22 protein-coding genes, 1 tRNA gene and 2 pseudogenes are annotated in these 23338 nt (G+C 60.6%); 16 read left to right on the plus strand and 9 right to left on the minus strand.

Annotated features, from left to right (window positions below; all coding sequences use genetic code 11):
• The first annotated feature begins 77 nt into the window (after nt 1–77).
• Nucleotides 78–2117, plus strand: a complete 2040-nt coding sequence (locus P8Q88_RS14040; RefSeq protein WP_278324451.1) for a glycoside hydrolase family 3 C-terminal domain-containing protein — start codon at nt 78–80, stop codon at nt 2115–2117.
• Between the two features lie 9 nt (nt 2118–2126).
• Here the strand turns inward: P8Q88_RS14040 and P8Q88_RS14045 are convergent, their stop codons facing one another.
• Both P8Q88_RS14045 and P8Q88_RS14050 read right to left on the minus strand, forming a co-directional pair.
• Entirely contained in the window at nt 2127–5672 is a 3546-nt protein-coding gene (locus P8Q88_RS14045; protein ID WP_278324452.1) for a hydantoinase B/oxoprolinase family protein, read from the minus strand.
• Nucleotides 5669–7150 carry a sodium:solute symporter family transporter gene (locus tag P8Q88_RS14050; RefSeq protein WP_278324453.1) on the minus strand — a complete coding sequence of 494 codons (1482 nt, stop codon included), beginning with the start codon at nt 7148–7150 and terminating at the stop codon, nt 5669–5671. The genes P8Q88_RS14045 and P8Q88_RS14050 overlap by 4 nt, the downstream gene beginning before the upstream one ends.
• A gap of 61 nt (nt 7151–7211) precedes the next feature.
• On the opposite strand from P8Q88_RS14050, the gene P8Q88_RS14055 reads away from it, so the two are divergent.
• From P8Q88_RS14055 to P8Q88_RS14065, 3 genes are all read left to right on the plus strand, one after another.
• Nucleotides 7212–9077: a beta-galactosidase gene (locus P8Q88_RS14055; RefSeq protein WP_278324454.1), complete on the plus strand. Its 1866-nt coding sequence runs from the start codon at nt 7212–7214 to the stop codon at nt 9075–9077.
• Between the two features lie 67 nt (nt 9078–9144).
• On the plus strand, nt 9145–11232 hold the full coding sequence (locus tag P8Q88_RS14060) for a RelA/SpoT family protein (RefSeq protein WP_278324455.1): 2088 nt from the start codon (nt 9145–9147) through the stop codon (nt 11230–11232).
• Entirely contained in the window at nt 11229–11594 is a 366-nt protein-coding gene (locus tag P8Q88_RS14065) for a VOC family protein (protein ID WP_278324456.1), read from the plus strand. The genes P8Q88_RS14060 and P8Q88_RS14065 overlap by 4 nt, the downstream gene beginning before the upstream one ends.
• Here P8Q88_RS14065 and P8Q88_RS14070 read toward each other — a convergent pair.
• From P8Q88_RS14070 to P8Q88_RS14080, 3 genes are read right to left on the minus strand one after another with little or no spacing between them, the layout of a single operon-like run.
• The gene (locus P8Q88_RS14070) at nt 11591–12025 is read right to left on the minus strand and encodes a hypothetical protein (protein ID WP_278324457.1); all 435 of its coding nucleotides are present in this window, start codon (nt 12023–12025) and stop codon (nt 11591–11593) included. The genes P8Q88_RS14065 and P8Q88_RS14070 overlap by 4 nt on opposite strands.
• Nucleotides 12022–12336, minus strand: coding sequence for a DUF1905 domain-containing protein (locus P8Q88_RS14075; protein ID WP_278324458.1), 315 nt, complete (start codon nt 12334–12336; stop codon nt 12022–12024). Before P8Q88_RS14075 ends, P8Q88_RS14070 begins: the two co-directional genes overlap by 4 nt.
• Nucleotides 12333–13463, minus strand: a complete 1131-nt coding sequence (locus P8Q88_RS14080) for a peptidylprolyl isomerase (RefSeq protein WP_278324459.1) — start codon at nt 13461–13463, stop codon at nt 12333–12335. The genes P8Q88_RS14075 and P8Q88_RS14080 overlap by 4 nt, the downstream gene beginning before the upstream one ends.
• A gap of 344 nt (nt 13464–13807) precedes the next feature.
• Here P8Q88_RS14080 and P8Q88_RS14085 point away from each other — a divergent pair.
• Nucleotides 13808–13898 (plus strand) — tRNA-Ser (locus P8Q88_RS14085).
• 153 nt (nt 13899–14051) lie between these two features.
• The gene (locus P8Q88_RS14090; protein WP_278324460.1) at nt 14052–15374 is read left to right on the plus strand and encodes a tyrosine-type recombinase/integrase; all 1323 of its coding nucleotides are present in this window, start codon (nt 14052–14054) and stop codon (nt 15372–15374) included.
• On the opposite strand, the gene P8Q88_RS15035 is transcribed toward P8Q88_RS14090, so the two are convergent.
• A complete protein-coding gene (locus P8Q88_RS15035; RefSeq protein WP_347569018.1) occupies nt 15371–15700 on the minus strand; it encodes a helix-turn-helix transcriptional regulator in 330 nt (109 codons plus the stop codon). The genes P8Q88_RS14090 and P8Q88_RS15035 overlap by 4 nt on opposite strands.
• Complete coding sequence (locus tag P8Q88_RS14100) at nt 15606–17027, minus strand: hypothetical protein (protein WP_278324461.1); 1422 nt, start codon at nt 17025–17027, stop codon at nt 15606–15608. Before P8Q88_RS14100 ends, P8Q88_RS15035 begins: the two co-directional genes overlap by 95 nt.
• Nucleotides 17028–17140: 113 nt before the next feature.
• Between P8Q88_RS14100 and P8Q88_RS14105 the strand changes: the two genes are divergently transcribed.
• The 9 genes from P8Q88_RS14105 (at nt 17141) to P8Q88_RS14145 (ending at nt 21690) form a co-directional block, all read left to right on the plus strand.
• Nucleotides 17141–17590, plus strand: coding sequence for a hypothetical protein (locus tag P8Q88_RS14105; RefSeq protein WP_278324462.1), 450 nt, complete (start codon nt 17141–17143; stop codon nt 17588–17590).
• A 111-nt stretch (nt 17591–17701) separates the two neighbouring features.
• Nucleotides 17702–18442 carry a P-loop NTPase family protein gene (locus tag P8Q88_RS14110; protein ID WP_278324463.1) on the plus strand — a complete coding sequence of 247 codons (741 nt, stop codon included), beginning with the start codon at nt 17702–17704 and terminating at the stop codon, nt 18440–18442.
• Nucleotides 18439–19005, plus strand: a complete 567-nt coding sequence (locus P8Q88_RS14115) for a hypothetical protein (RefSeq protein WP_278324464.1) — start codon at nt 18439–18441, stop codon at nt 19003–19005. Before P8Q88_RS14110 ends, P8Q88_RS14115 begins: the two co-directional genes overlap by 4 nt.
• A 257-nt stretch (nt 19006–19262) precedes the next feature.
• A complete protein-coding gene (locus tag P8Q88_RS14120; protein ID WP_278324465.1) occupies nt 19263–19580 on the plus strand; it encodes a plasmid mobilization protein in 318 nt (105 codons plus the stop codon).
• The gene (locus tag P8Q88_RS14125; protein ID WP_278324466.1) at nt 19577–19879 is read left to right on the plus strand and encodes a relaxase/mobilization nuclease domain-containing protein; all 303 of its coding nucleotides are present in this window, start codon (nt 19577–19579) and stop codon (nt 19877–19879) included. The genes P8Q88_RS14120 and P8Q88_RS14125 overlap by 4 nt, the downstream gene beginning before the upstream one ends.
• Nucleotides 19861–20070 (plus strand): hypothetical protein, encoded by a 210-nt coding sequence (locus P8Q88_RS14130; RefSeq protein ID WP_278324467.1) that lies wholly within the window; start codon nt 19861–19863, stop codon nt 20068–20070. The genes P8Q88_RS14125 and P8Q88_RS14130 overlap by 19 nt, the downstream gene beginning before the upstream one ends.
• Nucleotides 20067–20336 (plus strand): usg protein, encoded by a 270-nt coding sequence (locus P8Q88_RS14135; RefSeq protein WP_278324468.1) that lies wholly within the window; start codon nt 20067–20069, stop codon nt 20334–20336. Before P8Q88_RS14130 ends, P8Q88_RS14135 begins: the two co-directional genes overlap by 4 nt.
• A gap of 815 nt (nt 20337–21151) precedes the next feature.
• A complete protein-coding gene (locus P8Q88_RS14140; protein ID WP_278324469.1) occupies nt 21152–21292 on the plus strand; it encodes an MbcA/ParS/Xre antitoxin family protein in 141 nt (46 codons plus the stop codon).
• The gene (locus P8Q88_RS14145; protein WP_278324470.1) at nt 21292–21690 is read left to right on the plus strand and encodes an antitoxin Xre/MbcA/ParS toxin-binding domain-containing protein; all 399 of its coding nucleotides are present in this window, start codon (nt 21292–21294) and stop codon (nt 21688–21690) included. The genes P8Q88_RS14140 and P8Q88_RS14145 overlap by 1 nt, the downstream gene beginning before the upstream one ends.
• A 55-nt stretch (nt 21691–21745) precedes the next feature.
• Here the strand turns inward: P8Q88_RS14145 and P8Q88_RS15095 are convergent.
• Together P8Q88_RS15095 and P8Q88_RS14160 are read right to left on the minus strand one after the other, a co-directional pair.
• Nucleotides 21746–22542: pseudogene (locus tag P8Q88_RS15095) on the minus strand (enoyl-CoA hydratase-related protein).
• A 1-nt stretch (nt 22543) separates the two neighbouring features.
• The gene (locus P8Q88_RS14160; RefSeq protein ID WP_278324472.1) at nt 22544–22927 is read right to left on the minus strand and encodes a nitroreductase; all 384 of its coding nucleotides are present in this window, start codon (nt 22925–22927) and stop codon (nt 22544–22546) included.
• Between the two features lie 161 nt (nt 22928–23088).
• Here P8Q88_RS14160 and P8Q88_RS14165 point away from each other — a divergent pair.
• A pseudogene (locus tag P8Q88_RS14165) lies at nt 23089–23262 on the plus strand (ImmA/IrrE family metallo-endopeptidase); the annotation flags it as partial.
• Nucleotides 23263–23338: the final 76 nt, after the last annotated feature.

Here is a 23338-nt window from a genome sequence, read left to right on the forward strand (position 1 = left end):
GCATGTCGAGCACGACTGGTCGCGCCAGAGCCAATTGCAAACCGGATATTTACCATTCCAGGCGATCACCGCCGTGCATGCCGGAAAAATCGCCTTTTCCCGCGCCGGAGCGCGCTCGGTTCATCGAGGATCTGCTCGGATACATGACCGTGCAGGAGAAGGCTGGCCAGCTGGTCCTGACACCGATGAGCGCCGAAATCGACGGAATGATCGGTGCCGACGAAGTCAGGCGCGGTCGTGTAGGCGGCTTTTTCGGCCCGATCAACGCAGCACGTACACACCAGTTGCAACAGATCGCGACCGAGGAATCACGGCTCGGAATTCCCTTGTTCTTCGCGGTCGATCCGGCAGCCGTCCTGCCGCGCCGCCTGCCGCCACCAATCAGCATGGCCGCCAGCTGGGATACCGAAGCCATCGAAGCCGCTGAAAGGCTGACCGCCGCTGACTGCGTGTCGCGCGGGTATAATTGGGCCTTTTCCCCGGCCCTCGCGACCGGTGATTACCTGTCGGACAATGGTTTCGACCAGACCACGGGTGAAGCCGCCTGGCTTGCAGCGGAAATCTGTGCCGCTCGCATTCGTGGCTTGCAAATTCCTCCGAACGGGAAAGAGCAACTGGTCCAGATGCTGGCTGCATTCGACTATGCCTCCGGACATCTTGCCGGGCGGCGGGGGCAGCATGGCACGCGGGAGCAAGAGCGCCTACGTGCCATTCTGGCGACCGTGGGCAAGGGGCAGCCGGCCAGCATCGCCATCGCCAGCAATACCGAAGACCAGCGCCAGCGAAACCAAGTCGCGGAAAAGGCGCTAACCCATCTGCGACGGCCAGGCGGATACGAAGGCCTGCTCCTGGCCGACTGGGTGAGACTTGGGATCAAGGCTGGGCAGGCTGCCAACGGCACCGGCTTCATCGGGCTGTCCGCCGACCGGATCGTGGCCGCAGTACGCGATGGCCGCATATCGGCAGGCGAACTCGACGATGTGGTGCGTCGCATCATCGGGGCAAAGTTTGACCTTGGCTTGTTCCGTTCTTCATTCGAAACGATGGCTCCTCCGCCCGATGACGCGACCCGCCAGGGCCATCCCGCGCGCGATCTTGCCCGCAAGTCGATCGTCTTGCTTCGAAACGATGGCGATCTGCTGCCGCTCGGGACGGCCAGCGGCGATCTGTTGGTCGTCGGAAGCGCTGCTCGCAACATCGGGCAAACTACCGGCTCCGCCAGGGATGAGGCCGGCAGCGTTATCGATGGCCTGACAGCCCGCGGCATAGCTCACAAATTCGTTGCCGGACTGGCTCTGCGCGAAGGTGCTGCCAAGATCGAGCGGATGATCCCGGCAGACCGGATGGCAATCGGCATGGCAGGAGAAGCAGCGCGGCGCTCGCAGACCGTCGTCGTGGTCATGGATCAGGGCGATGAGGTGACCGGCAACAGGCTTGGCGAAGCGCAGGAGACCCTGCTGGAGTCCCTCCATGCAGCCAATCCGCGCCTCGTGCTGGTCACGCTGGGCGCCCGGCCATGCGACCCCGACGTCGCGGGCGAGCGGCTGCCTTGCGTGGTTCATGCCGGCCGACTGGGTTCCGAATCGGGTCGGGCCATCGCCGACATTCTGAGCGGTGAGCACGCGCCGTCCGGGCACTTGCCATACGCCGTCCGCACGCGCGCGGGTGACGAACGCCTGCCGTTCGGCCACGGCCTGACCTATGGCAAATTCACCTTCTCCGAAATGTCGCTCGAACTGGGTGCCGATCGAATCCTGGTGAATGCGCGCCTGAAAAATGTCGGCGACCTATCCGGTACGCAGATCGTTCAGCTTTATCTGCGCGCTCCCGAGGGCAGAAACCGCTCGGCCGGCCGTGCGCTATTGAGGGGTTTTCGGCGGATCGAACTGGCGCCGGGTCGCGAGACCGCAGTCGGCTTCGAATTGGGGCGCGAAGAACTCGGCGCGCTCAACGGCGAGCAGCGCCTATGGGTGGATGCGGGCTCCTACGAAATCCGGCTGGGCCTCAGCGCTGCACGCTTTCGCGCCGCAGAGATTTTCGTGCCGCAGGGCGTCGCAGATGCGATGAATAGCGGTGGCGCATCGCTTGGGCGCATCCCCGGTATCGCGAACTCCTGACTAGCCCCGCTACGGCTCGCGTTTCCCGAAGCCGGCGCCACCTGGAGTCTCGATGATGATGCTGTCGCCGGCCTGCATGTCGGCTGCGTCGGTCGGCCCAAGGACCTCGGACGATCCGTTCGCTCGTTCTATCCGGTTGCGCCCTGGCATGGCATCTTGCCCCCCGGCAATGCCCCGCGGTGGAATGCGTCGCCGATTGGCGAGAATGTTCGCACGGACCGGCTCGAGGAAGGTTAGCCGACGCACCACTCCATCGCCGCCGCAATGCGCACCTGCGCCGCCAGAGCCGTGCCGGATCGCGAAACTGTCAACGCGGATCGGCAGACGCGTTTCGAGAATCTCCGGATCGGTCAGGCGCGAATTGGTCATGTGCGTCTGTACCGCGCTGGTCCCGTCATGGTCGGGCCCTGCGCCCGAGCCGCCGCAAATGGTTTCGTAATACTGGTGCCTGGCATTGCCGAAGGTCAGATTGTTCATCGTACCCTGGCTCGGCGCGAGGCGCCCGGTTGCCGCGAACAGCGCATCGGTGACGACCTGGCTGGTCTCCACATTGCCGGCAACCACCGCCGCGCCAGGCCGTGGATCGAGCATGGATCCCTCAGGCACGACAAGCTCGACCGGGCGCAGGCAGCCATCGTTCATCGGGATCGTATCGTCGATCAGCGTGCGCAAGACATAGAGTGCCGCCGCGCGAGTGATCGAACGCGGCGCGTTGAAATTATCGGGCAGTTGGTCGCTCGTCCCGGTGAAATCGAACACGGCCGAGCGGGCGCCGCGATCTATGCGGATGGCGACCTTGACCACCGCCCCGTTGTCCATTTCGTAGGCGAATGAACCATCGTTCAACCGGTCGAGCAGGCGGCGAACGCTTTCTTCCGCGTTGCCGAGCACGTGATCCATATAGGCCGCGACTACCTCGCGGCCTTGGTCACGCGCTGCAGCCTGCAACAGTTCGGCACCGCGCGTGCAGGCGGCAAGCTGGGCGCGCAGGTCGGACAGATTGCGGTCGGGATTGCGCGCCGGATGGGTGGCCGCCGCCAGAGCGTCTCGCACTGCTTCCTCGCGGAAGGCACCCTCATCGACCATCAGCAAGTTGTCGATCAGGACGCCCTCATCCTCGATTGTTCGGCTTTCTGGTGGCATCGAGCCGGGCGCGATACCGCCGATGTCGGCATGATGCCCGCGGGCGGCGACAAAGGCGTCGGGTTCCTCGCTCGCGTCATCGTAGAACACCGGAGCGATGACGGTAATATCGGGCAGATGCGTTCCACCGCGATAGGGATCGTTGAGCACGTAAGCATCGCCGCGCCGGAGCCCGCGCCCATCGCGCGCCGATCCGCGCGCCTCGATTACCCGCGCGATACTGTCGCCCATGCTGCCGAGATGGACCGGGATATGCGGCGCATTGGCGATCAGCGCACCTTTCGAATCGAACAGCGCACAGGAGAAATCGAGCCGCTCCTTGATATTGACGGAAGTGGCGGTCGACTGGAGCACAAGGCCCATTTCCTCGGCAATTGCCATGAACAGATTGTTGAAAATTTCGAGCTGCACGGGATCGACTGCGGTTCCGACTGCACGCTCTCGTTCGAGGTCCTCCACGCGCGCCAGAACAAGGCTGCCCTCTTCCGCAAGTCGCGCCTGCCAGCCTGGCTCGATTACCGTTGTCGAGCCGGGGTCGATGACGAGCGCGGGACCGTCAATTGTGTCCCCTTGTGCCATCGCCGCGCGCTCGACCGTGCGCCAGCTACCCGAAGCCTCGCCCTGGGCTGGAACGGGTTCTGCCATCGCTTCGCCAAGACCGCCCGACAACCCGCTGGCCTCGACGCTGAGCGCTTCGACGATGATTGCGGCCTCCATGTCGGAATAGCCGAAACGCTGGCGATGAAGCGTGCGGAAGGAGGCATCCATCTCCGCAGGATCGCCGCAATCGACGGAAAGCAGACTATCGCTGCCTTCGAACCGCAGCCGTGCGCGGCTTTCCAGCGTTACGTTGTCACGCGCGATGCCCTGTTCGAAAAGCGCGTCGGTCGCCTCTTGCTCGAGCAGCGCAAGTTCTTCCGCGTAGCTCTCGACCAAAGGCCGAACGAGGCTTGCCTCGCGGATAGCCTTTATCGGAGCGAGCCCGATACCATAGGCCGAAAGAATGCCCGCCAGCGGATGGACCAGGACCGTTTCCATTCCGAGCACATCGGCCACCTTGCACGCGTGCTGTCCGCCCGCGCCGCCGAAGCAGGCAAGTGCGTAGGCGGTCACGTCGTGACCACGCGCGACGCTGATCTTGCGGATCGCGTTGGCCATATTGTCGACGGCGATGGCAAGAAAGCCTTCGGCAATTTCCTCAAGCGTACGTGGCTCGTCGAGTGCGGACGCAACCTCCTCCAGCCTCATCCGCGAGGCTTCCGGATCGAGCGGCAAGTCGCCGTTCGGGCCGAAAACGCTGGGGAAGAAGGCCGGGTCTATGCGCCCGAGGAAAAGGTTGCAGTCGGTCACCGTCAACGGACCGCCTTTGCGGTAACATGCTGGCCCGGGATCTGCCCCGGCGCTTTCCGGCCCGACGCGAAAGCGCGACCCGTCGAAGCTGCAGATCGAGCCGCCGCCTGCCGCAACCGTGTGGATCTGCATCATCGGTGCAGCCACGCGCACACCCGCCACCACGCTGTCGCCGGTCAATTCATACTCGCCAGCATAATGAGCGACATCCGTGCTGGTGCCGCCCATGTCGAAACCGATGAGCTTGCTGTGGCCCAGTGGTGCCGACGCTGCGACCATTCCCACGACGCCGCCTGCTGGCCCTGACAGGATTGCGTCCTTTCCGCGAAATGCGCCAACTTCGGCGAGGCCCCCGTTCGACTGCATGAAACGCAAGCTGCCGGTGTCAGGCAGGCTGTCCTCCAGCGTGTCCGTGTAGCATCGCAGAACCGGTGAAAGATAGGCGTCGACCACTGTCGTGTCGCCGCGCGGAATCAGGCGAATGAGGGGCGCCACATCGTGGCTCACGCTGACCTGCGCGAAGCCCAATTTTTGTGCGATGGCGGCGAGCCGAAGCTCGTGATCGCGATACTTCCAGCCGTGGACCAGGACGATGGCCAGCGCAGCGAAGCCTTCGTCGCGAAGCGCCGCGAAGGCGGACCGCGCCGCTTTCTCGTCGAGCGCCGTCAGGACCTCGCCATCGGCCGAAACCCGCTCGTCGATCTCGACGATACGGGCGGGAAGCTGTTCGGGCAGGACGATGTGCCGCGCGAAGATTTCGGGGCGCGCTTGTGTGCCGATCCGCAGCGCGTCGCCGAAACCACGCGTTATCGCCAGCGCCAGTCGCTCTCCCTTGCGCTCGAGAAGGGCATTGGTCGCCACGGTCGTACCGATGCGAACTTCAGCGATCGGCCCTTCCCCATGGCGGGTCATCAAGCGTCGCACCGCCTCGCTTGCTGCGTCGGGATAGAAACCCGGGTTCTCGGACAGCAGCTTGTCGGTGACCAGTCGCCCGGCGGGAGTTGTGGCGACGACATCGGTAAAGGTCCCGCCGCGATCTATGGCAAATCGCCAGCCCGTCATGCCGCTGTCGGCCGTTCGCTGCGGAACAGCGAGAAACCGAGCCACTGCGCGCGGCGGCCCAGCGCGAAGCGGTTGAAAGCCAGTGCAGCGACGACCGAGGTTACCAGCGTGATGACCATGAAATCGATGTAGTGAAGTCCGACCCAGGCCGCGAAACCCTCGTTGAAGGTGAACAGCGCATAAAGGCCGATTCCCCAGAGCACGCCCGCGATTGCAGAGCGCGCCGCGACATCGCGAAACAGGAGCCCGACGATGAAGGCCGACAGGATGGGCATGGAGGAGAGACCGTTCAATTGCTGAAGCAGATTGATGATGCTTTCCGCATTCATGAACACCGGCACCATCACAATGGCCAGAATAGTCGCAAGCGTACTCATCGCCGCGCCCAGTTTCCAGTGGTTCTCGACCTTGCCGATGAATTGCTCATGGAAGTCGACGGAATAGAGCGCGACCGTCGAATTCAGCACAGCGCTGAACGTCGTGATCACTGCCGCTGCGACCATTGCGGCAAAGGCACCCGAGAGCCAGGTTGGCAGCACTTCGGCCGCCAGCCTGCCATAGGCCGCATCGCCCACGTCTCCGAACAGCTTATAAGCAACGACGCCCGGAATGACCACGATCGGAGGCACCACGAGGATGCGGACGGCGGCAGCGGCGAACACGCCCTTCTGCGCCTCGCGCACGGTCGGCGCGGCCATCGCCTTCTGGGTGATGTTCTGATTGGTCGACCAGTAGAAGATCTGGATGAAGGCCATGCCGGTGAACAGGGTGTGGAAGGGGATCGGGCTATCGCTTGCGCCGACCATGCTCAGACGCTCCGGCGGAACGCCGATGACGATGTCGAAATCGACCGCCGCCAGCGCGAGAAACACTATGACCAGCGCGAGGAACAGGATGCCTATGCCGGAGAAGGTGTCCATAACCGCCACCGCTCTCAAGCCGCCGAACACGGTATAGGCCGCGCCGATCAGCGCGAGGCCGATGGAGAAGGCGATGATCGGGATCTGCGCGCTGAACAGCGATTGCAGGAACAGCCCGCCCGAATAGAGCGCGGCGGGCAGGTAGATCAGCAGGTTTCCGGCAATGAAGATCGCGGAGATCAGCGTGCGGATCGAGCGCCCGTCATAGCGCCTCTCCAGCAACTCAGTGACCGTGGTGCAATTATACCGATAGTAGAGCGGCACGAACACGAAGGCCAAGGCCATCAGCCCGACGAAACCGGCGATCTCCCACCAGGCGAGCAGCAGCATCTGGTTGCCGTTCATGCCGACCAGCTGGTCGGTCGAGAGGTTGGTCAGCGTGATCGAACCGGCGACGAAGAACCAGCTGAGCCCCTTGCCCGCGAGGAACACGTCCTGTTCGGACCCGTCGTGCTTGGCCGAGCGGACCTTCCACCACGTGAGCAGGCCGACCAGCGCCGTGAGCCCGGCGAAGACCGCGACCTGAACCACGCTTCCGAACTCGGCGGTATCGTACATTCGCGGCCCCTCTCCTTTTCCCGCTGGCCTCCATCGCATATTCGGCTTTAGACGCAAGCGCATGAAGCTGGGCGTCTGCTACTATCCCGAACACTGGCCCGAAGACCGCTGGGCCGAGGATGCGCGGCTGATGCGCGAGTCCGGCCTGTCGGTCGTCCGCATCGGCGAATTCGCATGGAGCCGGATCGAGCCCGAGCCGGGCCGGTTCGAGTGGGACTGGCTCGACCGCGCCGTCGATGTGCTCCACGCAGAGGGCTTGCGCATCATCATGGGCACGCCGACCGCAACGCCGCCGAAGTGGCTGGTCGATCGCATGCCCGACATGGTCGCGCTCGACCGCGAGGGGAAGCCGCGCGGGTTCGGATCGCGGCGGCACTATTGCTTCAGCCATGACGGCTATCGCGACGAGGCGGCGCGGATCACCCGCGCGGTCGCGGAGCGGTACGGGCAGCATCCCGCCGTGACCGCGTGGCAGACCGACAATGAATATGGCTGTCACGACACGGTGCAAAGCTTCTCGCCTGCCGCGCGCGATGCGTTCCGGGTCTGGCTGGCGGAGCGCTACGAGTGCGTTGACGCGCTGAACGAGGCCTGGGGCAACGTCTTCTGGTCCATGGAATATCGCAGCTTCGACGAGGTCGAGCTGCCGAACCTGGCCGTCACCGAAGCCAATCCGGCGCACTGGCTCGCCTTCCGGCGGTTCTCGTCAGATCAAGTCGTGCGATTTAATCGAGTGCAGGTCGAGATCCTGCGCGAGCTCTCGCCGGGCCGAGACATCACGCACAACGCGATGGGCTTTTACACCGGCTACGACCATCACGATCTCGCCGCCGATCTCGATGTGCTGGGCTGGGACAGCTACCCGCTCGGCTTCCTCGAAATGTTCCGCTTTTCGGAGGAAGACAAGACCCGCTTCGCGCACTGCGGCCATCCCGACATCGCAGCGTTTCATCACGATCTTTATCGCGGATGCGCGAAAGACGGTCGCTGGTCGGTCCTCGAACAGCAGCCCGGCCCGGTGAACTGGGCACGGCACAATCCGGCGCCATTGCCTGGCATGGTGCGCCTCTGGACGCTCGAAGCCTATGCCCATGGTGCAGAGCTGGTCAGCTACTTTCGGTGGCGTCAGTTTCCCAAGGCGCAGGAGCAGATGCACGCGGGCCTTTTACGCCCGGATGCCTCGCCAGCTCCCGCGCTGGCAGAGGTCCGTTCTACGGCAGACAACCTCGCGGATCTTGGCGCGGCCGACGAGGCGGAGAAGCAGGCGGTGCTGGTGTTCGACTATCAGGCCGAGTGGATGACGCAGATCCAGCCGCAGGGCGAAGGCAAGTCGGCACTTTGGGCCGCGTTCCACTGCTACTCGGCGCTCAGGCGGCTTGGCCTGAATGTCGATATCGTCCATCCCGATGAACCGCTGAATGGCTATGCCCTAGTCGTGCTGCCCTGCCTGCCGATCGTCTCCGAGCCGCTTGCCGCCAATCTCGACGCTTTCAAAGGGGGGATCGTCATCGGGCCTCGCACCGGTTCGCGCGAAGAGAATTTCGCGATCCCCGCAACCCTGCCCCCAGGCAAACTCGAAGCGCTGATGGGCGGCCGCATAGTCCTGTCCGAAAGCTGGCGCGACGGGCTGGCGATTAAGGGAGACGGCTGGCGCGCCACCGGCTGGTTCGACCATTACGAAGGCGATGCAATTCCCGACATGACCGGAACCGATGGCCGTGTCGCCTGCTGGAAGCACGGCACGACCCGCTATGCCGCTTGCTGGCCTCAGGGCAGCTTCATCGAGCGCGTGGTCGAACGCGCGGCACAAGACGCCGGTCTATCGGCCAGCGTCTTACCAGACCATATCCGCCGGCGGCGCTGCGGCAACCGGGTCTTCACTTTCGACTATCTCGCCGCGACGGTATCTCACGCGAGGGCCGAGTAAAGCGATCACACCGCGCAGCTTTTTTGCGTTGCAATAGCGGCAACAAATCGCCCATCTTCTCCTGACAATGCTCCGCCAGTACGAACTTGTTGAACGGGTCCAGGAATACGACCCCGACGCCGACGAGGCGCTGCTCAATCGCGCATATGTCTATACCGTGCAGAAGCACGGCACGCAGACGCGTGCCAGCGGGGATCCCTATTTCAGCCATCCGGTCGAAGTTGCCGGCCTGATGACCGACCTGAAGCTCGACCAGGAAACGATCATGACTGCGCTGCTCCACGACACGGTGGAGGACACGCTGGCGACGATCGACGATATCGAGGCCAATTTCGGCGGCGATGTCGCGCGGCTGGTCGACGGGGTGACCAAGCTGTCCAAGATCGAGCAGATGCCGGAGAACGAGCGCGCGGCAGAAAACCTGCGCAAGTTCCTGCTCGCGATGAGCGAGGACATCCGGGTGTTGCTGGTGAAGCTCGGCGATCGGCTGCACAACATGCGCACGCTGCACTTCATCAAGAACCCGGAAAAGCGCCAGCGCATCGCCCGCGAGACGATGGACATCTATGCCCCGCTAGCCGAGCGTGTCGGCATGTACGAATACATGCGCGAGATGCAGATGCTCGCTTTCGAACAACTCGAGCCCGAGGCGTTCGCGACGATTACGAAGCGGCTTGAGCAAATCCGAAGCGAGGACGGCGGCCAGGTCGATGCCATCGCGCTCGACATGAAGCACGCCTTGTCGGAAGCGGGCATCGTCACCGAGGTCTCAGGCCGCGAGAAGCATCCCTATTCGATCTGGCGCAAGATGGCCGAGCGCCACGTCAGTTTCGAGCAGGTGACCGACATCATGGCGTTCCGCGTCATCTGCGAGGATGTCGCCGATTGCTACCGCGCGCTGGGCGTCCTGCATACGACTTGGCAGTTCCTGCCAGGCAAGTTCAAGGACTATATCTCCACGCCCAAGACCAACGGCTATCGCAGCCTCCACACCTCGCTGATCTACGGCAAGTCGATGCGCGTCGAGGTGCAGATCCGCACGCGCGAGATGCACAAGCTCAACGAGTTCGGCTATGCCGCGCACTGGGCCTACAAGCAGGGCGAGCGGCCCGACGGGCAGGTCGGCTGGCTGCGCGATCTGATCGAGATCGTCGACGCCAGCCACGATGCCGAAGAACTGCTCGAGCACACGCGCATGGCGATCTACCAGGATCGTATCTTCGCCTTCACGCCCAAGGGCGCGCTGTTCCAGCTGCCCAAGGGCTCGACCCCGGTCGATTTCGCCTTTGCCGTGCACACCGATCTCGGCGCGCAGACCGTCGGCGCGAAGATCAACGGGCGGCACATGCCGCTGCGCACGCAGCTCAACAATGGCGACGTGGTCGAGATCATAAAGAGCGACCAGGCCGACCCGCAGATGAGTTGGCTGGGCTTCGTCGTTACCGGAAAGGCTCGCGCCGCCATCCGGCGTGCCGTCCGTCTGAAGGAACGCGCCGAAGTCGCCGAGATCGGCAAGAAGCTATTCGACGAGATTGCGCTGCGCGTCCCCGCGAAGGTCGGCAAGAAGGCCACCCGCGAGGCGCTGAAACGGCTGGAGATGGAAGAGGAGGAAGACCTTTATTACGCCATCGGTGCGGCGAAGATCGAGGATCGGGCGGTCATGGAGGCGCTCGTCCCAGGCTGCACCGCCGACATGGAAGAGGATCCGGACTGGACGCGCAGCAAGGCGCTGTCGATCCGCGGCCTGACCCCCGGGGTCGGCTTCCAGCTGGCCGAATGCTGCCACCCCGTGCCGGGCGACCGCATCGTGGGCATCCGCAAACCGGGCGAAGGCGTGGAGGTCCACGCGATCGACTGCGCGCAGCTTGCCAGCGGGATCGATACCGACTGGCTCGACCTGTCCTGGAACAAGCGGTCGAAGGGCGCGGTCGGGCGCATGCGCGTGACTTTGTACGACCGCCCGGGCACGCTGGCCGAGATGGCGGGCATTTTCGCGCAGAACCATGTGAACGTGAAGAGCCTCGAACAGACGCAGCTCGACCATCCCTTCACCACATATGAGATCGATCTCGAGGTGCAGGACCTTGCCCACCTGACGCGCATCCTCAGCGCCTTGCGCGCGAGCGATGCCGTGGCGCAGGCGGAACGCGTATGACGCAGCTCGCCGGGATCGACCACATCCAGCTCGCCATGCCCCATGGCGGCGAGCCCCATGCCCGCATGTTCTGGGGGGAGATCATGGAGCTGGACGAGATCGCCAAGCCCGCGCACCTCGCGGTCAACGGCGGCTGCTGGTTCGAAGGCGGCGGCGTTGCGATCCATTGCGGGGTGGAAGAGGGCTTCCTGCCCGCCCGCCGCGCGCATCCGGCATTGCTGGTAAAGGATTTGCGCGCCCTCATCGCGCGGCTGGAATTGGCGGGCATTCCGTTCAAGCAAGGCAAGAAACTCGACGGCTTCATCCGCGGCGATATCGCCGACCCCTTCGGCAATCGCATCGAGTTGATGCAGCGGGTCTAGGTTACGCGTTCGGTGAAGCGGACCAATTCCGCACGATGGCCGGGTAAGGTCAAAATCATTCGGTCGCCGTCGACGCGCATTTGCGGGCTTCCGCGGGAAAAGCGGAAATAGAGCCGGTCGTAGGGCTGCTCGACACACGCCTGCAAGGTGCAGATCGTCATGCCATCCTCGCTGGTCCCGCAATAATTGCAGCCATTGTACCACCCGGACACTTCGCCCCAGTGGACGCGAACCGAATAGCCGACGTTCGACACGTCGCGCCCGTCGATCCGCTCGAAGCGCCACAGGCCGTCTTCCTGCGGCGCAGCGATCAGGTGCCATAACGTTTCGCCATGCGGCATCGTGGCGCTCGCGAGCCCGGCAATGCCCGCGACCAGCAAGCCTCCGCCGACCGCCCATGCCAGCTTCGAATGATGCTGCCCGCGCCTCACAGCAGTTCCAGCGCGACTTCGGCCGTGTCGCCCGCCACCAGATCCTCGGCCTTCAGGACCTTCTTTCCCACCAGCAGCCACCATTCGCCGGTCTTCGACGGAAACACCGACGTCTTCCACCGTGTGCCGCCGATCGCTGCCATCACCTTGACCGATCCGAAACCGCGCCTGCCGCCGAATTCGAGGCGGTGCAGTCGCTCGTGCATGGTGATCGCCTCGGCCATGTCGCCGCCGATGGTGACCATGTGATAGACTGCTGTCTCGCCTTCCCAGCGCCGGATCTCGGCGGTGCAGGCGAGCGTCTCGCTCACCCGCCCACGCGGCGCACCGGCACCGGGATATTGCAGATATCCGCTCCGCCGGCGGGCACGATGAAGAAGGGATCGCGGCGATTGGCGCGGGCATCGGCATAGCGTGCGAAGGTCTCGCCCTCGGTGGACAGATACTCGAAGGCGGGCCGTGTATCTTGGCCTACCGCTTCGCTACTTGAGGCCGGATCGGCTTCCGGCAGGTCGCTGGCAACGCGAATCGAGAGGATCGGCGTGCGCTTGTCCGCTTCCTCGGTTGTATAAAAGCCGAGGTCGCCTGTGCCACGCGGCAGCGAGGACAAATGCTCCATCCCTTCCACGATCCGCCCGACCAGCGCGATATTGCGGTCGAGATGGCGCGGCGCATGGCCGATCACGGTATACAGCTCTGCGCCCGATCCGGTGTCCGGCGACATTCCGCGCCCGACTCCCACCATGCCGTAGCAGTGAACCGGCCAGACCGCCGCGGGTTCACCCTCCGCGGCATCGCCGGCGTTGGTTGAAAGCGGCCAACCGTTGCCGAACAGAGCCGCCTGCGAATAGGAATCGACCAGCCCGTTTGCCAGGATTATGCCGGTCGTCTCGTCTGTGCCAGCCAGAGCGTCTCCATGCTCCAGCGCGAGATCGCGCTCGCTGTCCGCCAGCTTTACCGAGAGGGCGATCGCGTCGCCATCGACGGTGTAGGCAGTTTCCGGGACCGTGTTGAGCGACTGCGGGAGCGGCTTCGCCTCACCACTCGCCTCCGGATTGTCGTAATTCGGATCGCCCCACTGGACGACGTAATTGTCCTGCACGCGGTTGACACTGATCCCGTCGTACCAGCCCGCACGGGCGAGCGTCCGGATGTTCTCCACCCAGCCTTGCGAGAAAGGCGCTGGCATCAGCTGGATCACCACCTCGCGCGCATCGCCCTCGGCATCGGGAGCCAAGGTCATGACCAGCAGATCCTCCGCCGGAATCGCGATCCATTCGCTGCCACCCGCCTCCGCTACTATCTGGTTCGGCGAAGGCGCTGGCTCGCTCGACTGCGTTACAACTTCGCTACTCGACTGCAGATTCGGCTGCTCCTGCGCAGAGGCGGGCAAAGCAAGCGCAAGGGCGGCGGTGAGCGAAATCAGCGATTTGGTCATACGTGCGACGATGCCACGCCGCCACCGAAAGGCAAGCCCGCACGATTTTCCATGTTGCCGGAATCGAAAGCCCCTCCCCGCACGTTTTGGTGGGCGGAGAGGGGCATCGTAACGATGTTCGCAGGGTATGCCTGATCCGCGCAGCACCGTTATCGCGCCAATGGTAGACCAGAAATCGCTCTCGTCAATCTTCGGGTTTCCATCCCGGCTTGCGATAACCACCCATCATCGCTAGACGCGCGCGTTCTTGGATGGCCTGCTGCGCGATGCGCAACTCGGGGCCGGGACCGCATATCGCGGGGTCCCGTGCTCAAGCAGCGAAGCGGCAGCGCAAACGAGAATGCGGAGCAGTGGCCGAGTGGTCGAAGGCGCACGCCTGGAAAGTGTGTATACGGTAACCCCGTATCGAGGGTTCGAATCCCTCCTGCTCCGCCACTTCCCTTTCTCAAGGGTTCCCACCCCTTATCTATTCGACTGTAATTGCTTGCATTTGGCGGTGTTCGGTGTCCTAAGCGTTGTCACCCAATGCCACCTAATGCCAGATGATGTGGGGGCAGTTTGGGGGCACGAAATCAGTGAGGTGGGGGCATGCTGACCGACGCAGCAGTCAGAAAAGCGAAGGCGCGCGAAAAAGATTATAAGCTGGCCGATTCCGGTGGACTGCATCTCTTCGTTACGAAAACGGGTCATCGATCGTGGCGCTTCAAATACAGATTCGGCGGCAAGGAACGACGACTTGTCTTCGGACCATACCCGGAAGTGTCACTAGCCCAAGCGCGCAATATGCGCGACGACGCCAAACGGCTTCTTCGAGAAGGTCGGGATCCGAATTACGAAGCCAAACTCGCGAAACTGACTAATACGCTGCGTCACGAGCACACGTTTGAAGCGTTGGCGCGCGAATGGCACAGCGTTCAGAAAGATCGCTGGACGGAAGTTCATGCCGACGATGTCATCAGCAGTATGGAGCGGGATCTTTTTCCCGTTTTGGGCGACTTGGCCATGCCAGACATCGATGAGCATCTAGTTCTGTCGACTCTTCAGGCAGTCGAAGCGAGGGGAGCGATCGAGACCGCACACCGGCTCCGGCAACGAATTGCGAGTGTTTTCAAGTTTGCTCGCTTTAGGCAGGTCGTAACACACAATCCTGCCGATATAGGCGAACTCCTGAAGCCCGTGCCCCGAGGCAAGCGGTGGCCGGCACTTCTCGATCTGGACGAAATACGTGGCTTGATCGCTGCAGTCGACCGTGCCGGCGCCAATCCAGTCACCCGCTTGGCGTCAAGGTTTATGGCCCTGACGGCTCAGAGACCGGGAATGATCCGAACCGCGCCGTGGTCCGAATTCTACGACATAAAATGGTCCGATGCTGGGGCAGTTGACGAGAATGCGTATTGGCTCATTCCCGCAGGACGCATGAAGCTGGTACTTGAATTGAAAGGTGATGACGCTTTCGACCACAAGGTCCCGCTGGCTCGCCAGTCCGTCGAAGTGCTTAAAACGGTTAGGCGACTGACTGGTCGCGGACCTCTGGTTTTTCCGGGCAATCGCTCCTCGTTTAGTCCTTTGAGCGAGAATGCGGTCAACTATATGTATCATCGCCTTGGTTACAAAGGCCGCCACGTCAGCCATGGTTGGAGGTCGTCATTTTCGACCAACATGAACGAGCATTTTGCGCGCCAACACGTGGGAGCCGATCAGCGCCTCGTACTTGAGCGTCTGATTGTCGACTTGATGCTCGCGCATACGCCTGCCGGAATGTCAGAAACCGAACGCCGATATAATAGAGCAGGATATATGGATCGTCGTCGCGAAATCGCGCAGCTCTGGGCCGACTGGATCATGGACGAGCAGATGAGCAGCACCGAGTTGCTTGAAGGGCCAAGGCGACCACTATCCAAGTCTCGCTAGGTTGGATTTTGCATCCAATCGGCGATTTGGGACTCACGCCAAGCAACCATGTTTACGCCGAGATTAACTTGGCGGGGGAAAGTGCCCCTCCCGATTTTTCGGTATAGGGTGGAGCAGCTCATACCCGTCACATAGAGAACCTCTTCGACACGCATGAACCGATCCAAACGCGCGTAGTTGCCGACAGAAGGCGGTTGGGTGCCGCTGTCGAGCGGGCACAGTGGTATCTCTTCATCGTTTTCCAGACGCTCGGCGGACATTCGGCGGTCGATGCGATTGTTTTTGGGCATGGGCGTTTCTACCCATGTCCAGGGCGAGCCGCGCATGGGGCACCCCACCAACCCTTCTCTTTGATGCCCATTGCTGTAGAAGAAACTCCGGTAAAACATCGACTTGCTGACCAATTTCCAACCGTTCCGCCATGGGCGAACTCAATTGCTCTCTATTCAGAAAATGGAAACAGGGCCTAATCTCTGAGAAGGCACCCACTCCATAGTCGTCGCCTTTTGCTTGCCAGTTGGACCAGATGTCCTGCAGGTTTATGGGTTTTGTATCATTGAAGATCTCTTCAGCTTTATCATCGCGCAGCAAAATCGAACGATAGACAAGAAAGACCTTTGAAACTGCCGCATCGTTTACACGCGGAAGGTTTACCGGTGAGAATGGAATCATCCGAGGACGCACGAGAACGCCCTTCCCTACGATCGTCGACGCATTGTCCTTCAGCTGCACCAAGCGCGTGACCGCAAAGATGAGCGTTTCGAAGGATGTCATGCCGAAAATCCCCTTGTGGAGCGAGTCGGCTGGCTGGTTTCGAAGGAAGTCAAAAAATGTGAGAGCCTGCTTGAGCGCACTTCGACGACTAGCGCAAGCACCCTGCAGGATGACAAGCAGCTCCTCCTCTGAAAAGGTAAGTCCAGCCACAATCTCTTCGGCCTTTGGCTTGAGGTCCTTGACGAAATCACGCTGTGGCCATTGTTTCGATTCTCCCATCACTTTCTTTGAGATCAACTCAAGTGCACTGAGCAGTTTATGGGCGTCGGCGCAGAGCCCACTGAGCATTTGCTCTCGTTCAGAGATCGTCAGTCGGATTGGGAATCGGTCTATGACGTTACCGCGCGCAGCAATCATCTGCACTTGGTGCGCGCAATGGTAAACCAGAAGTCGAGCGATCAATGATTGCATAAGTTCGCGAGTTTCTCTCGCTGTCGTTCGCCCTCTAGAAACCTTGATCGCTTTGCCGAGTCTCCCTCGGATCAGCAGATGGAAAGACGTCGGGCTTATCTTCATGATCCGAACGAGATCTTTTGCGTCCTGCACGGGATCGAGATCGAGCGCATCTGCGAGGAGCTCACGAGCACCTGGATGTGCGCGGACACACAGCATCCGATTTAGCCGATCTACAACTGAATCGATTTGAACTTGATCTGCAGCTTCAGCGCCAACGTGCAAGCGTGGCAGCCGGATGCGATGATCCATTAAATGCAGCAATGGAAGTCGCTGCGGTATGTCAAATGCAAGGGTAGCGTGAGCATATTGAAAGCGGCTCATGTTCTTTCGAAGAATGGTATCGATATTGCTGTCAATCGCTTTGCGAATACCCTCTTCACTGAAATCTGACCCGACATCGATTTTGGAGAAAAAGGCACTCAATTCAAGCTCCTGATGTCTGTAATGCGCTTGATAAGGCGCTGATTTGCGCAGGACAAAGAAGGGTGGGTGGGGTGCCCCCCGCCCATCGAACTGCGATCTGTGGTGAAAACCTGATGTCGGTCGAAAACCGATCAAATCAGGAGTTGAAACAAGTGAGTAAAGATATCGTTGAGCTGGCCAAGGCCGCTTCAGAGAAGCTCGATCAGAAGCTTCTCAAACAGAACGAAAGCAAAATCGCGGCGCGACTGTATGTCGAAGCGGTTCTCGATCAGCATGCGAAGCTGAAGCTGCCGCAGTTGCATGCCCTGCCGGAAACCGAACAGCTGATGAAGCAATATGCGGTCAGCAAGAATATGCTTGCGACCGCCCTGACGGAAGCACGGGCAAAGCGGAAGGCCGAAGAGCCTAAATCGGAAATCAAAGTTCCACCTCGCAAACGTCGGCGCACGAAGAAAAGTGAAGCCGGCCAGCATTCGAGTAGTCCCGACTTGCTGTCCGGCAGGCTGCAGAATTCGCCGATGTCGTCTGGCCGGGTGGCCAATGGGACTATCGCCGACCTCTAGATCAATCGAAACGCGAAATGCGTGTGGAGTGTGATCGATGGGGATTGGCGCAAGCGCGCTCAATAGCTCCCCAATCGATCCGCTTCCGGCTCAACTACCGGGATAATCAATATGACAACCAAACAGTTTCAGTCGCAGCGCACATGCGCTGCGGGCCCTCTCGTGGCGATTGGCGGCGATAAGGGCGGAGTTGGAAAGAGCTTCCAAGCCAGGGTCTTGGCTTGGCAGCTCCATAGTCGCGGCATTCCGCTCGCGCTTTGCGATGGAGACGAGCGCAACGCTCACCTCGAACGCCACTACAGTAGCCAACTCAATACGGTCCGCTTCGATGCCCGCAGCGAAGCTGGTTGGACGAGCATGTTCAACCACCTAGACAATGTTCCTGCAGATCATGCGGTGGTGGTCGATCTTCCGGCAGGCGCAGGCTGCATGCTGCACCAAGAAGCGGCGCGGCTTATCGCCAACGAAGACCTCGGAATGCCTACAATACATGTCTGGGTGGCAACCCCAGGTGAGGATTCGGTTCGCCTTTTCCGCGACCTGATGGCCATCGCGCCCGCATCACGAACAGCGTTCGTAACGAACAAGCATATCGATGAAAGTCTTGGTCGCTTCGACATCTGGATGAACTCCCGGACACGCGCTGAATTTGTTGCGGAAGGAGGCCTGGAGGTGGCTCTGCCGAAGCTGCCGGAACGTCCGCATGACATGATTGCCAACCAACGGTTGCCTTTTCCCTCGGAACGACCCGCCAATTGGCTGCGTGGTGACTGGTTCACCTTCCTCTCTTTTAAGGCAGCCGTCGAACGCGAACAGGCTTCGCTTATTCGCCTGATTCAGGAGATGTGTTGATGGTTACGATCAAAGAACTCTTCGTCCGAATGATCGGTCGGTCGCCTGACAAGCGTGATCTCGAAATGATCGACAAAATGGCGATCACGATTCCCGATGAACTTAAGAATGATATCGGGATGAAGGCCGAACTCGTCTTGCGTGCCGCCCACATTCGGCAGCTCGAAACCGTGATGAACGATGCTGCAAACGAAGTTCGCCGCAAGGTCGAAATCGACGGGGAGAAGTGGGCCATGGATGCTGCCAATCGCGTCTGGCGCCACGTCGAAGCACAGCTTCCTCCCAGCGCCTCTACGAAAGTCTTCTGGACCCTCGTGATGATCGTAATTGTCTGTGCGCTGTCATTCGTTTTTGGCTGGATCATGTCCGCAGAACGTTACGAAACGGCGAGTGAAAGTCTGCGGGCTCTCAACGAGACCGAGTTCGCCTTCTGTGTGAACGATGCAGCCCAACATGCGTCGCAGATCCGGTCTGGAAAGGTGCCGGGAGACGCCGCGCAGGCATTGCGCGAATGGACCCAGAGTTGCGCCGCAGAGTACGACCAAAGGCGCGCCGCGCTTTAGCAATACAATCGAATACTGAAGTAGTGCGACCGCATTCGCGGTCGGCTGCTCCAAGAATGGGTTCCCTAATCGGAATAAGGAAAAAGGGAGCAAGGGCTGGCCAACGACTACCGCGCCCGTCCTTCGACGTCGCGGAGGCTGCTCTCTGTCGTTCCACTCTGTCGCGCAGCCTGCGTAGCCTGACCTTGCTGGTGGCAGTTTCGCCTGCCCCCAGACCCCCACACTGAACCACTAATGCTTAGCAAGAGGAAATGAAAATGCCTGGACAACCCGGATCCGAAACTCGCTTCCGTAACCACGTTCGCACTACCAGGTGGAGCGATCAAGAATTCGAATATCTCCAGAATCTTGCCGCCTATTCTGGCTGCTCGGTGTCCGAACTACTGCGTCGACTTGTTGTCCGCGCCGATCGCCAAATCATCATCTCGCGGGGTCTGGTACACCAAGTCACCAAACTCGGTACCAACGTCAATCAGATCGCCAAAAAGCTCAACAGTGAGCAGCCGGTCTCTGCTGATGAACTGACGGCTGCATATCAGCAGCTTCTCAAAGCTGTGAACATCGCGCGATCATGATAGCGAAACCTTCCTGGGGCGCGAACTTTGCGGGCCTTGTCGACTACTTGACCGTGAATCGCGACCACCAGGTCCTCCATTTCGAAGGGGTCTCGTCCGTCGAAAATGCCGCCGAGGAAATGGAAGCCGCCGCATCGTTGAACAGCCGTGCAAAGCGGAAGCTTCTCCATCTTTCGATTTCCGCAGCTCATGAAGATGGCCAGCTTTCTGATGACAAATGGCTTTATATCGTAAGCCAACAGCAAAAGGCTCTTGGCCTTGACGGTCATTCGCACGATATTTGCATCCATTCGATGTAGCGCATCATCCCTCGCTTGAGCCCGAAGTGAAGCGAGCCATCCTGGCTTCCTGGGCGTCCGATCGGCATACCGTCGAAAACCAGCCGGCGATGCGCCAGCCCCCCGAACTCAAAAGTCCGGTTTCCGTTGATGATGTTTTCGCGGCGCTGCGCTCGCTGGACGGCCCGGGCAGCCAGCCAACGCTGCAATGACTGATCGAGCTTTCCTAGTTCAACTGGAGGGGTACGGACTCACCACGGCAGAAATCTGCTATTTCATGCCGGATCACCCCTCGCTCGTGCAGATCTTTGCCTGGCAGGAATACGACGCAGCACCGGATTTTCCGGTGCTGTTCGATTTCCTTGCACATTGGCGACGCGAGATCGAAGCCGAGATAGGGTCAGTCCGTATTGCCCACGAGAAAATGATCCGACCGGCGGGTTGGCGTTCAGTAGATGGGGTGATTTCCTGGGAGTAGTACTGCCAGGCGATTGTGCTTGCAGGCCCGCATACATGCTAATGGAAGTGGACTGCTCACTAGTGAAATTTGGAAACATTCGGCCAATTGATAGGCAGCTTTTCGGTTATCTCCCACTGAAAGCTGCCAGTCGGTTTTCGGCCCAATTCCAGTCATCCAGCGCTACTCCCTCACGACGGCAGCTTTTGGGCCGTTTGCGGAACGGCAGGTTTTGGGATTGGTCTGCCAGCTTTACGTCATTCGTCGATGATGATGGGCGAACAACGCTCCCCGTAAGCCTATCTTGGGCGCGCCTATCTCGTCAGCTAACTGGCCAAAAATACAGCTATCATCGAGTTGGCCTCTTCGGTCTTAGGAATTTTAGGCATGTATGCCCAGAATGCATAAGAAAGAGCGTAGAATCTCTGCTTAACCAAATCCTGACCAAAGTTGGCTGTACCGCTTCGCGCCAGGTCCTAATTACTAGTCATGAACCAGGTCGGCGGGAAATCTGATAGATCCCCATAACTAGGAGAGAGGGCCGGATCGGAAAGCGGGTGTGAGGTATGCTGTTCCGTAGCCCTCACACCTAATGAGCTACCGTGAATTCACCGACCTCACTGCCTGTACTGGCAACCTCGCGCTCCCCTTGTTGGAAACCGTAGTCTGGTACGATTTCCCCCTGACGATCAGTAACATCATTCCATTTGAGGGCGATTTCACTGGCAGCATCAGAAGTGCGTCCAACAGTGCACCCCGGCGTTAGGGTGATATGTGCGGCAGCGAAGTGTCCCGCTCCTGCGCACAATGTGGCGCGCGTATGCGCCGGCGACCTTTTGAGCACCATCCTCTTCATGCACAAGATCCATCCGTGGCTGGAGGGCCAAACACCTCTCGAACGTGCCGAGCAATCGGACGAAGGCCTTGCGTACGTGATCGATATGATCGGAGCGATTGAGGCCGGGGTTCACATCTGATGGGCAAGCGCACCGTTCGGTCGGAATGTTCGAACCGAGATAGCGCTTGCCTTCATGCTTTCGGCAATATCGCAGCGCATTGGGACATGACCGTTCCGGAGCAATGCTTGCTTCTTGGAGTCGACGACGAAAATGTCCTGCAGGATTGGATGGAACGTGCTCGAGCCGACGATGACGTTTCGCTACCTGAGGACGTGCTGGAAGGCATCGGCTGTGTCCTCTCAATATACGCCTCGCTGGTGATCCTGCTCAACCATGATCAATCGAAATGTTGGGTGCGGGCGCCAAATCGAGCTCCGCTATTTCGAGGCAGGTCCGCGATGTCGCTGATGGCGAGCGGAAATCGGAAGGATCTGGAAGATGTCGTTCGGTACGTGCTGAGCGAACGCTACAGATGAGATAACCCTTTCCTTTACGGCCGGTAGATCGAAACGAAATGGAGGAGCAGCCTGCTTAGCGTCCTTCGAAGTTTGGATTTCGTTTCTCGAGGAATGCCCGCAGACCCTCCTTGATGTCACTCCTTCTGAACATGGCTTCCAGGATATCGTACTGGCCATCGGTCTGAGCCTGCATCGCAGCCGCGTTGCCGCGATGCTGAAGCCCAAGCATTGCCGACTGCTTCGTCCCCTGGATCGCGAGAGGTGCGCACGCCACTATCTTGTCGGCAAGCCTGCGCGCTTCGGTGAGCACTTCCGATCGGGGAACGATGCTGTTGAGGAGACCAAGAGACAGCGCCTTCTCAGCGTCGATCGGGTCGCAGGTAAGCAGGATTTCATGGCCGGCTTCCAACCCAATTGCCTTACCAGGCGATGCATACCGCCCGCGACTGCCGCGGTCCCGATCTTGGGTTCCGGAAGTCCGAACTTCGTGCCCTCGGCTGCGATTGCGAGGTCGGCAGCCAGAACCATTTCGAAGCCGCCTCCGAAGGCAAAACCGTTCACAGCAGCGTTGATCGGTTTGAAACAGTCATGACGGTTGGTCAGGCCGCCGTAGCCCGATGCAGGGACCGGGTAGTCGGCTTCGGTCTCGGAATCGACCATTACCCCGATATCGCCTTCCGAACAGAAGGCCTAGTCGCCCGCCCCGGTGAGGATCGCGACCCACAGGCTATCGTCATTTGCGAACTCGTCGAACGCTTCGGCCATCTCCGCGTTGGTTGGCGGTGGCACCGCGTTGTGCTTCTCCGGCTTATTTATCGTGACAGTGAAGATCCGGCCATCGCGCGCTGTTTCGATATCTTGAAAGCCCACGTCAGTTCTCGAAGCCGTGGAAGGTCGCAAATTCTTCCGGTGCAATACGCGGCATGGGAATGTCGGCCGCGACCTCGGAGGTATCGGGGTAGCCGAGAGCCATGCCCATCAGCACCATCTCGGTTTCGGGTAGATCGAGCACCTTGCGGATCGTGCCCGACCACATCGACCAGGCCGCCTGGGGACATGTGGCCAGCCCGCGCTCCTGTGCCAGCAGCATAAGGGTCTGCACGAAAATGCCGCAATCAAGGATTTGCAACTTCCTCAGGCTGCGATCCAGAGTCACGATCAGTCCCACAGGGGCGTCGAAGAACGACAGGTTCTTCGCGCTCTGCATCATCCTCGCGTGCTTGTCTTCACGCGATATTCCGAGCGCTTCGTACATGCGCTCTCCGCATTCGAACCGACGGGTGCGCTAGGGTTCACCTGGGATAGATCGGCACGTCGGGCTCCTCGCCCATGGGAGACTCGGCGGCGCGTGCGAATACCGCCTTCGTAAGATCAGCTTTCGTCTTCCCGGTCAGGACATGGACACGCCACGGTTGGGTGTTGCCATACGAGCATTTCAGGCAGGCAGCCCGCGCCGAACGCCACGACGTGGACAGATTGACGCTGCTCTATCGGGCGAGTTTCGAGCAGGTTTGTCATCGCCTTTCGACATTGCAGCGCGAGGGCTCCCGAGGCGTGCCTGTATTCTTCTGCCGCGTTGATATGGCGGGCACCCGGTGCCACTGGACACACTCCTAGGCGAACTGCCTGACAATGCGGATGTGCTCTACATTCATGATATCTCGAT

This window comes from Qipengyuania marincola, assembly GCF_029688625.1.
In the GTDB taxonomy this organism is placed as follows: domain Bacteria; phylum Pseudomonadota; class Alphaproteobacteria; order Sphingomonadales; family Sphingomonadaceae; genus Qipengyuania.

Excerpts from the sequence above, each read along its gene's own strand:
- P8Q88_RS14040 (WP_278324451.1), top strand. The coding sequence starts at position 78 with ATGCCGGAAAAATCGCCTTTTCCCGCGCCGGAGCGCGCTCGGTTCATC.
- P8Q88_RS14045 (WP_278324452.1), bottom strand. The coding sequence starts at position 5,672 with ATGACGGGCTGGCGATTTGCCATAGATCGCGGCGGGACCTTTACCGAT.
- P8Q88_RS14050 (WP_278324453.1), bottom strand. The coding sequence starts at position 7,150 with ATGTACGATACCGCCGAGTTCGGAAGCGTGGTTCAGGTCGCGGTCTTC.
- P8Q88_RS14055 (WP_278324454.1), top strand. The coding sequence starts at position 7,212 with ATGAAGCTGGGCGTCTGCTACTATCCCGAACACTGGCCCGAAGACCGC.
- P8Q88_RS14060 (WP_278324455.1), top strand. The coding sequence starts at position 9,145 with ATGCTCCGCCAGTACGAACTTGTTGAACGGGTCCAGGAATACGACCCC.
- P8Q88_RS14065 (WP_278324456.1), top strand. The coding sequence starts at position 11,229 with ATGACGCAGCTCGCCGGGATCGACCACATCCAGCTCGCCATGCCCCAT.
- P8Q88_RS14080 (WP_278324459.1), bottom strand. The coding sequence starts at position 13,463 with ATGACCAAATCGCTGATTTCGCTCACCGCCGCCCTTGCGCTTGCTTTG.
- P8Q88_RS14090 (WP_278324460.1), top strand. The coding sequence starts at position 14,052 with ATGCTGACCGACGCAGCAGTCAGAAAAGCGAAGGCGCGCGAAAAAGAT.
- P8Q88_RS15035 (WP_347569018.1), bottom strand. The coding sequence starts at position 15,700 with ATGCGCGGCTCGCCCTGGACATGGGTAGAAACGCCCATGCCCAAAAAC.
- P8Q88_RS14105 (WP_278324462.1), top strand. The coding sequence starts at position 17,141 with ATGTCGGTCGAAAACCGATCAAATCAGGAGTTGAAACAAGTGAGTAAA.
- P8Q88_RS14110 (WP_278324463.1), top strand. The coding sequence starts at position 17,702 with ATGACAACCAAACAGTTTCAGTCGCAGCGCACATGCGCTGCGGGCCCT.
- P8Q88_RS14120 (WP_278324465.1), top strand. The coding sequence starts at position 19,263 with ATGCCTGGACAACCCGGATCCGAAACTCGCTTCCGTAACCACGTTCGC.
- P8Q88_RS14125 (WP_278324466.1), top strand. The coding sequence starts at position 19,577 with ATGATAGCGAAACCTTCCTGGGGCGCGAACTTTGCGGGCCTTGTCGAC.
- P8Q88_RS14135 (WP_278324468.1), top strand. The coding sequence starts at position 20,067 with ATGACTGATCGAGCTTTCCTAGTTCAACTGGAGGGGTACGGACTCACC.
- P8Q88_RS14145 (WP_278324470.1), top strand. The coding sequence starts at position 21,292 with ATGGGCAAGCGCACCGTTCGGTCGGAATGTTCGAACCGAGATAGCGCT.
- P8Q88_RS14160 (WP_278324472.1), bottom strand. The coding sequence starts at position 22,927 with ATGTACGAAGCGCTCGGAATATCGCGTGAAGACAAGCACGCGAGGATG.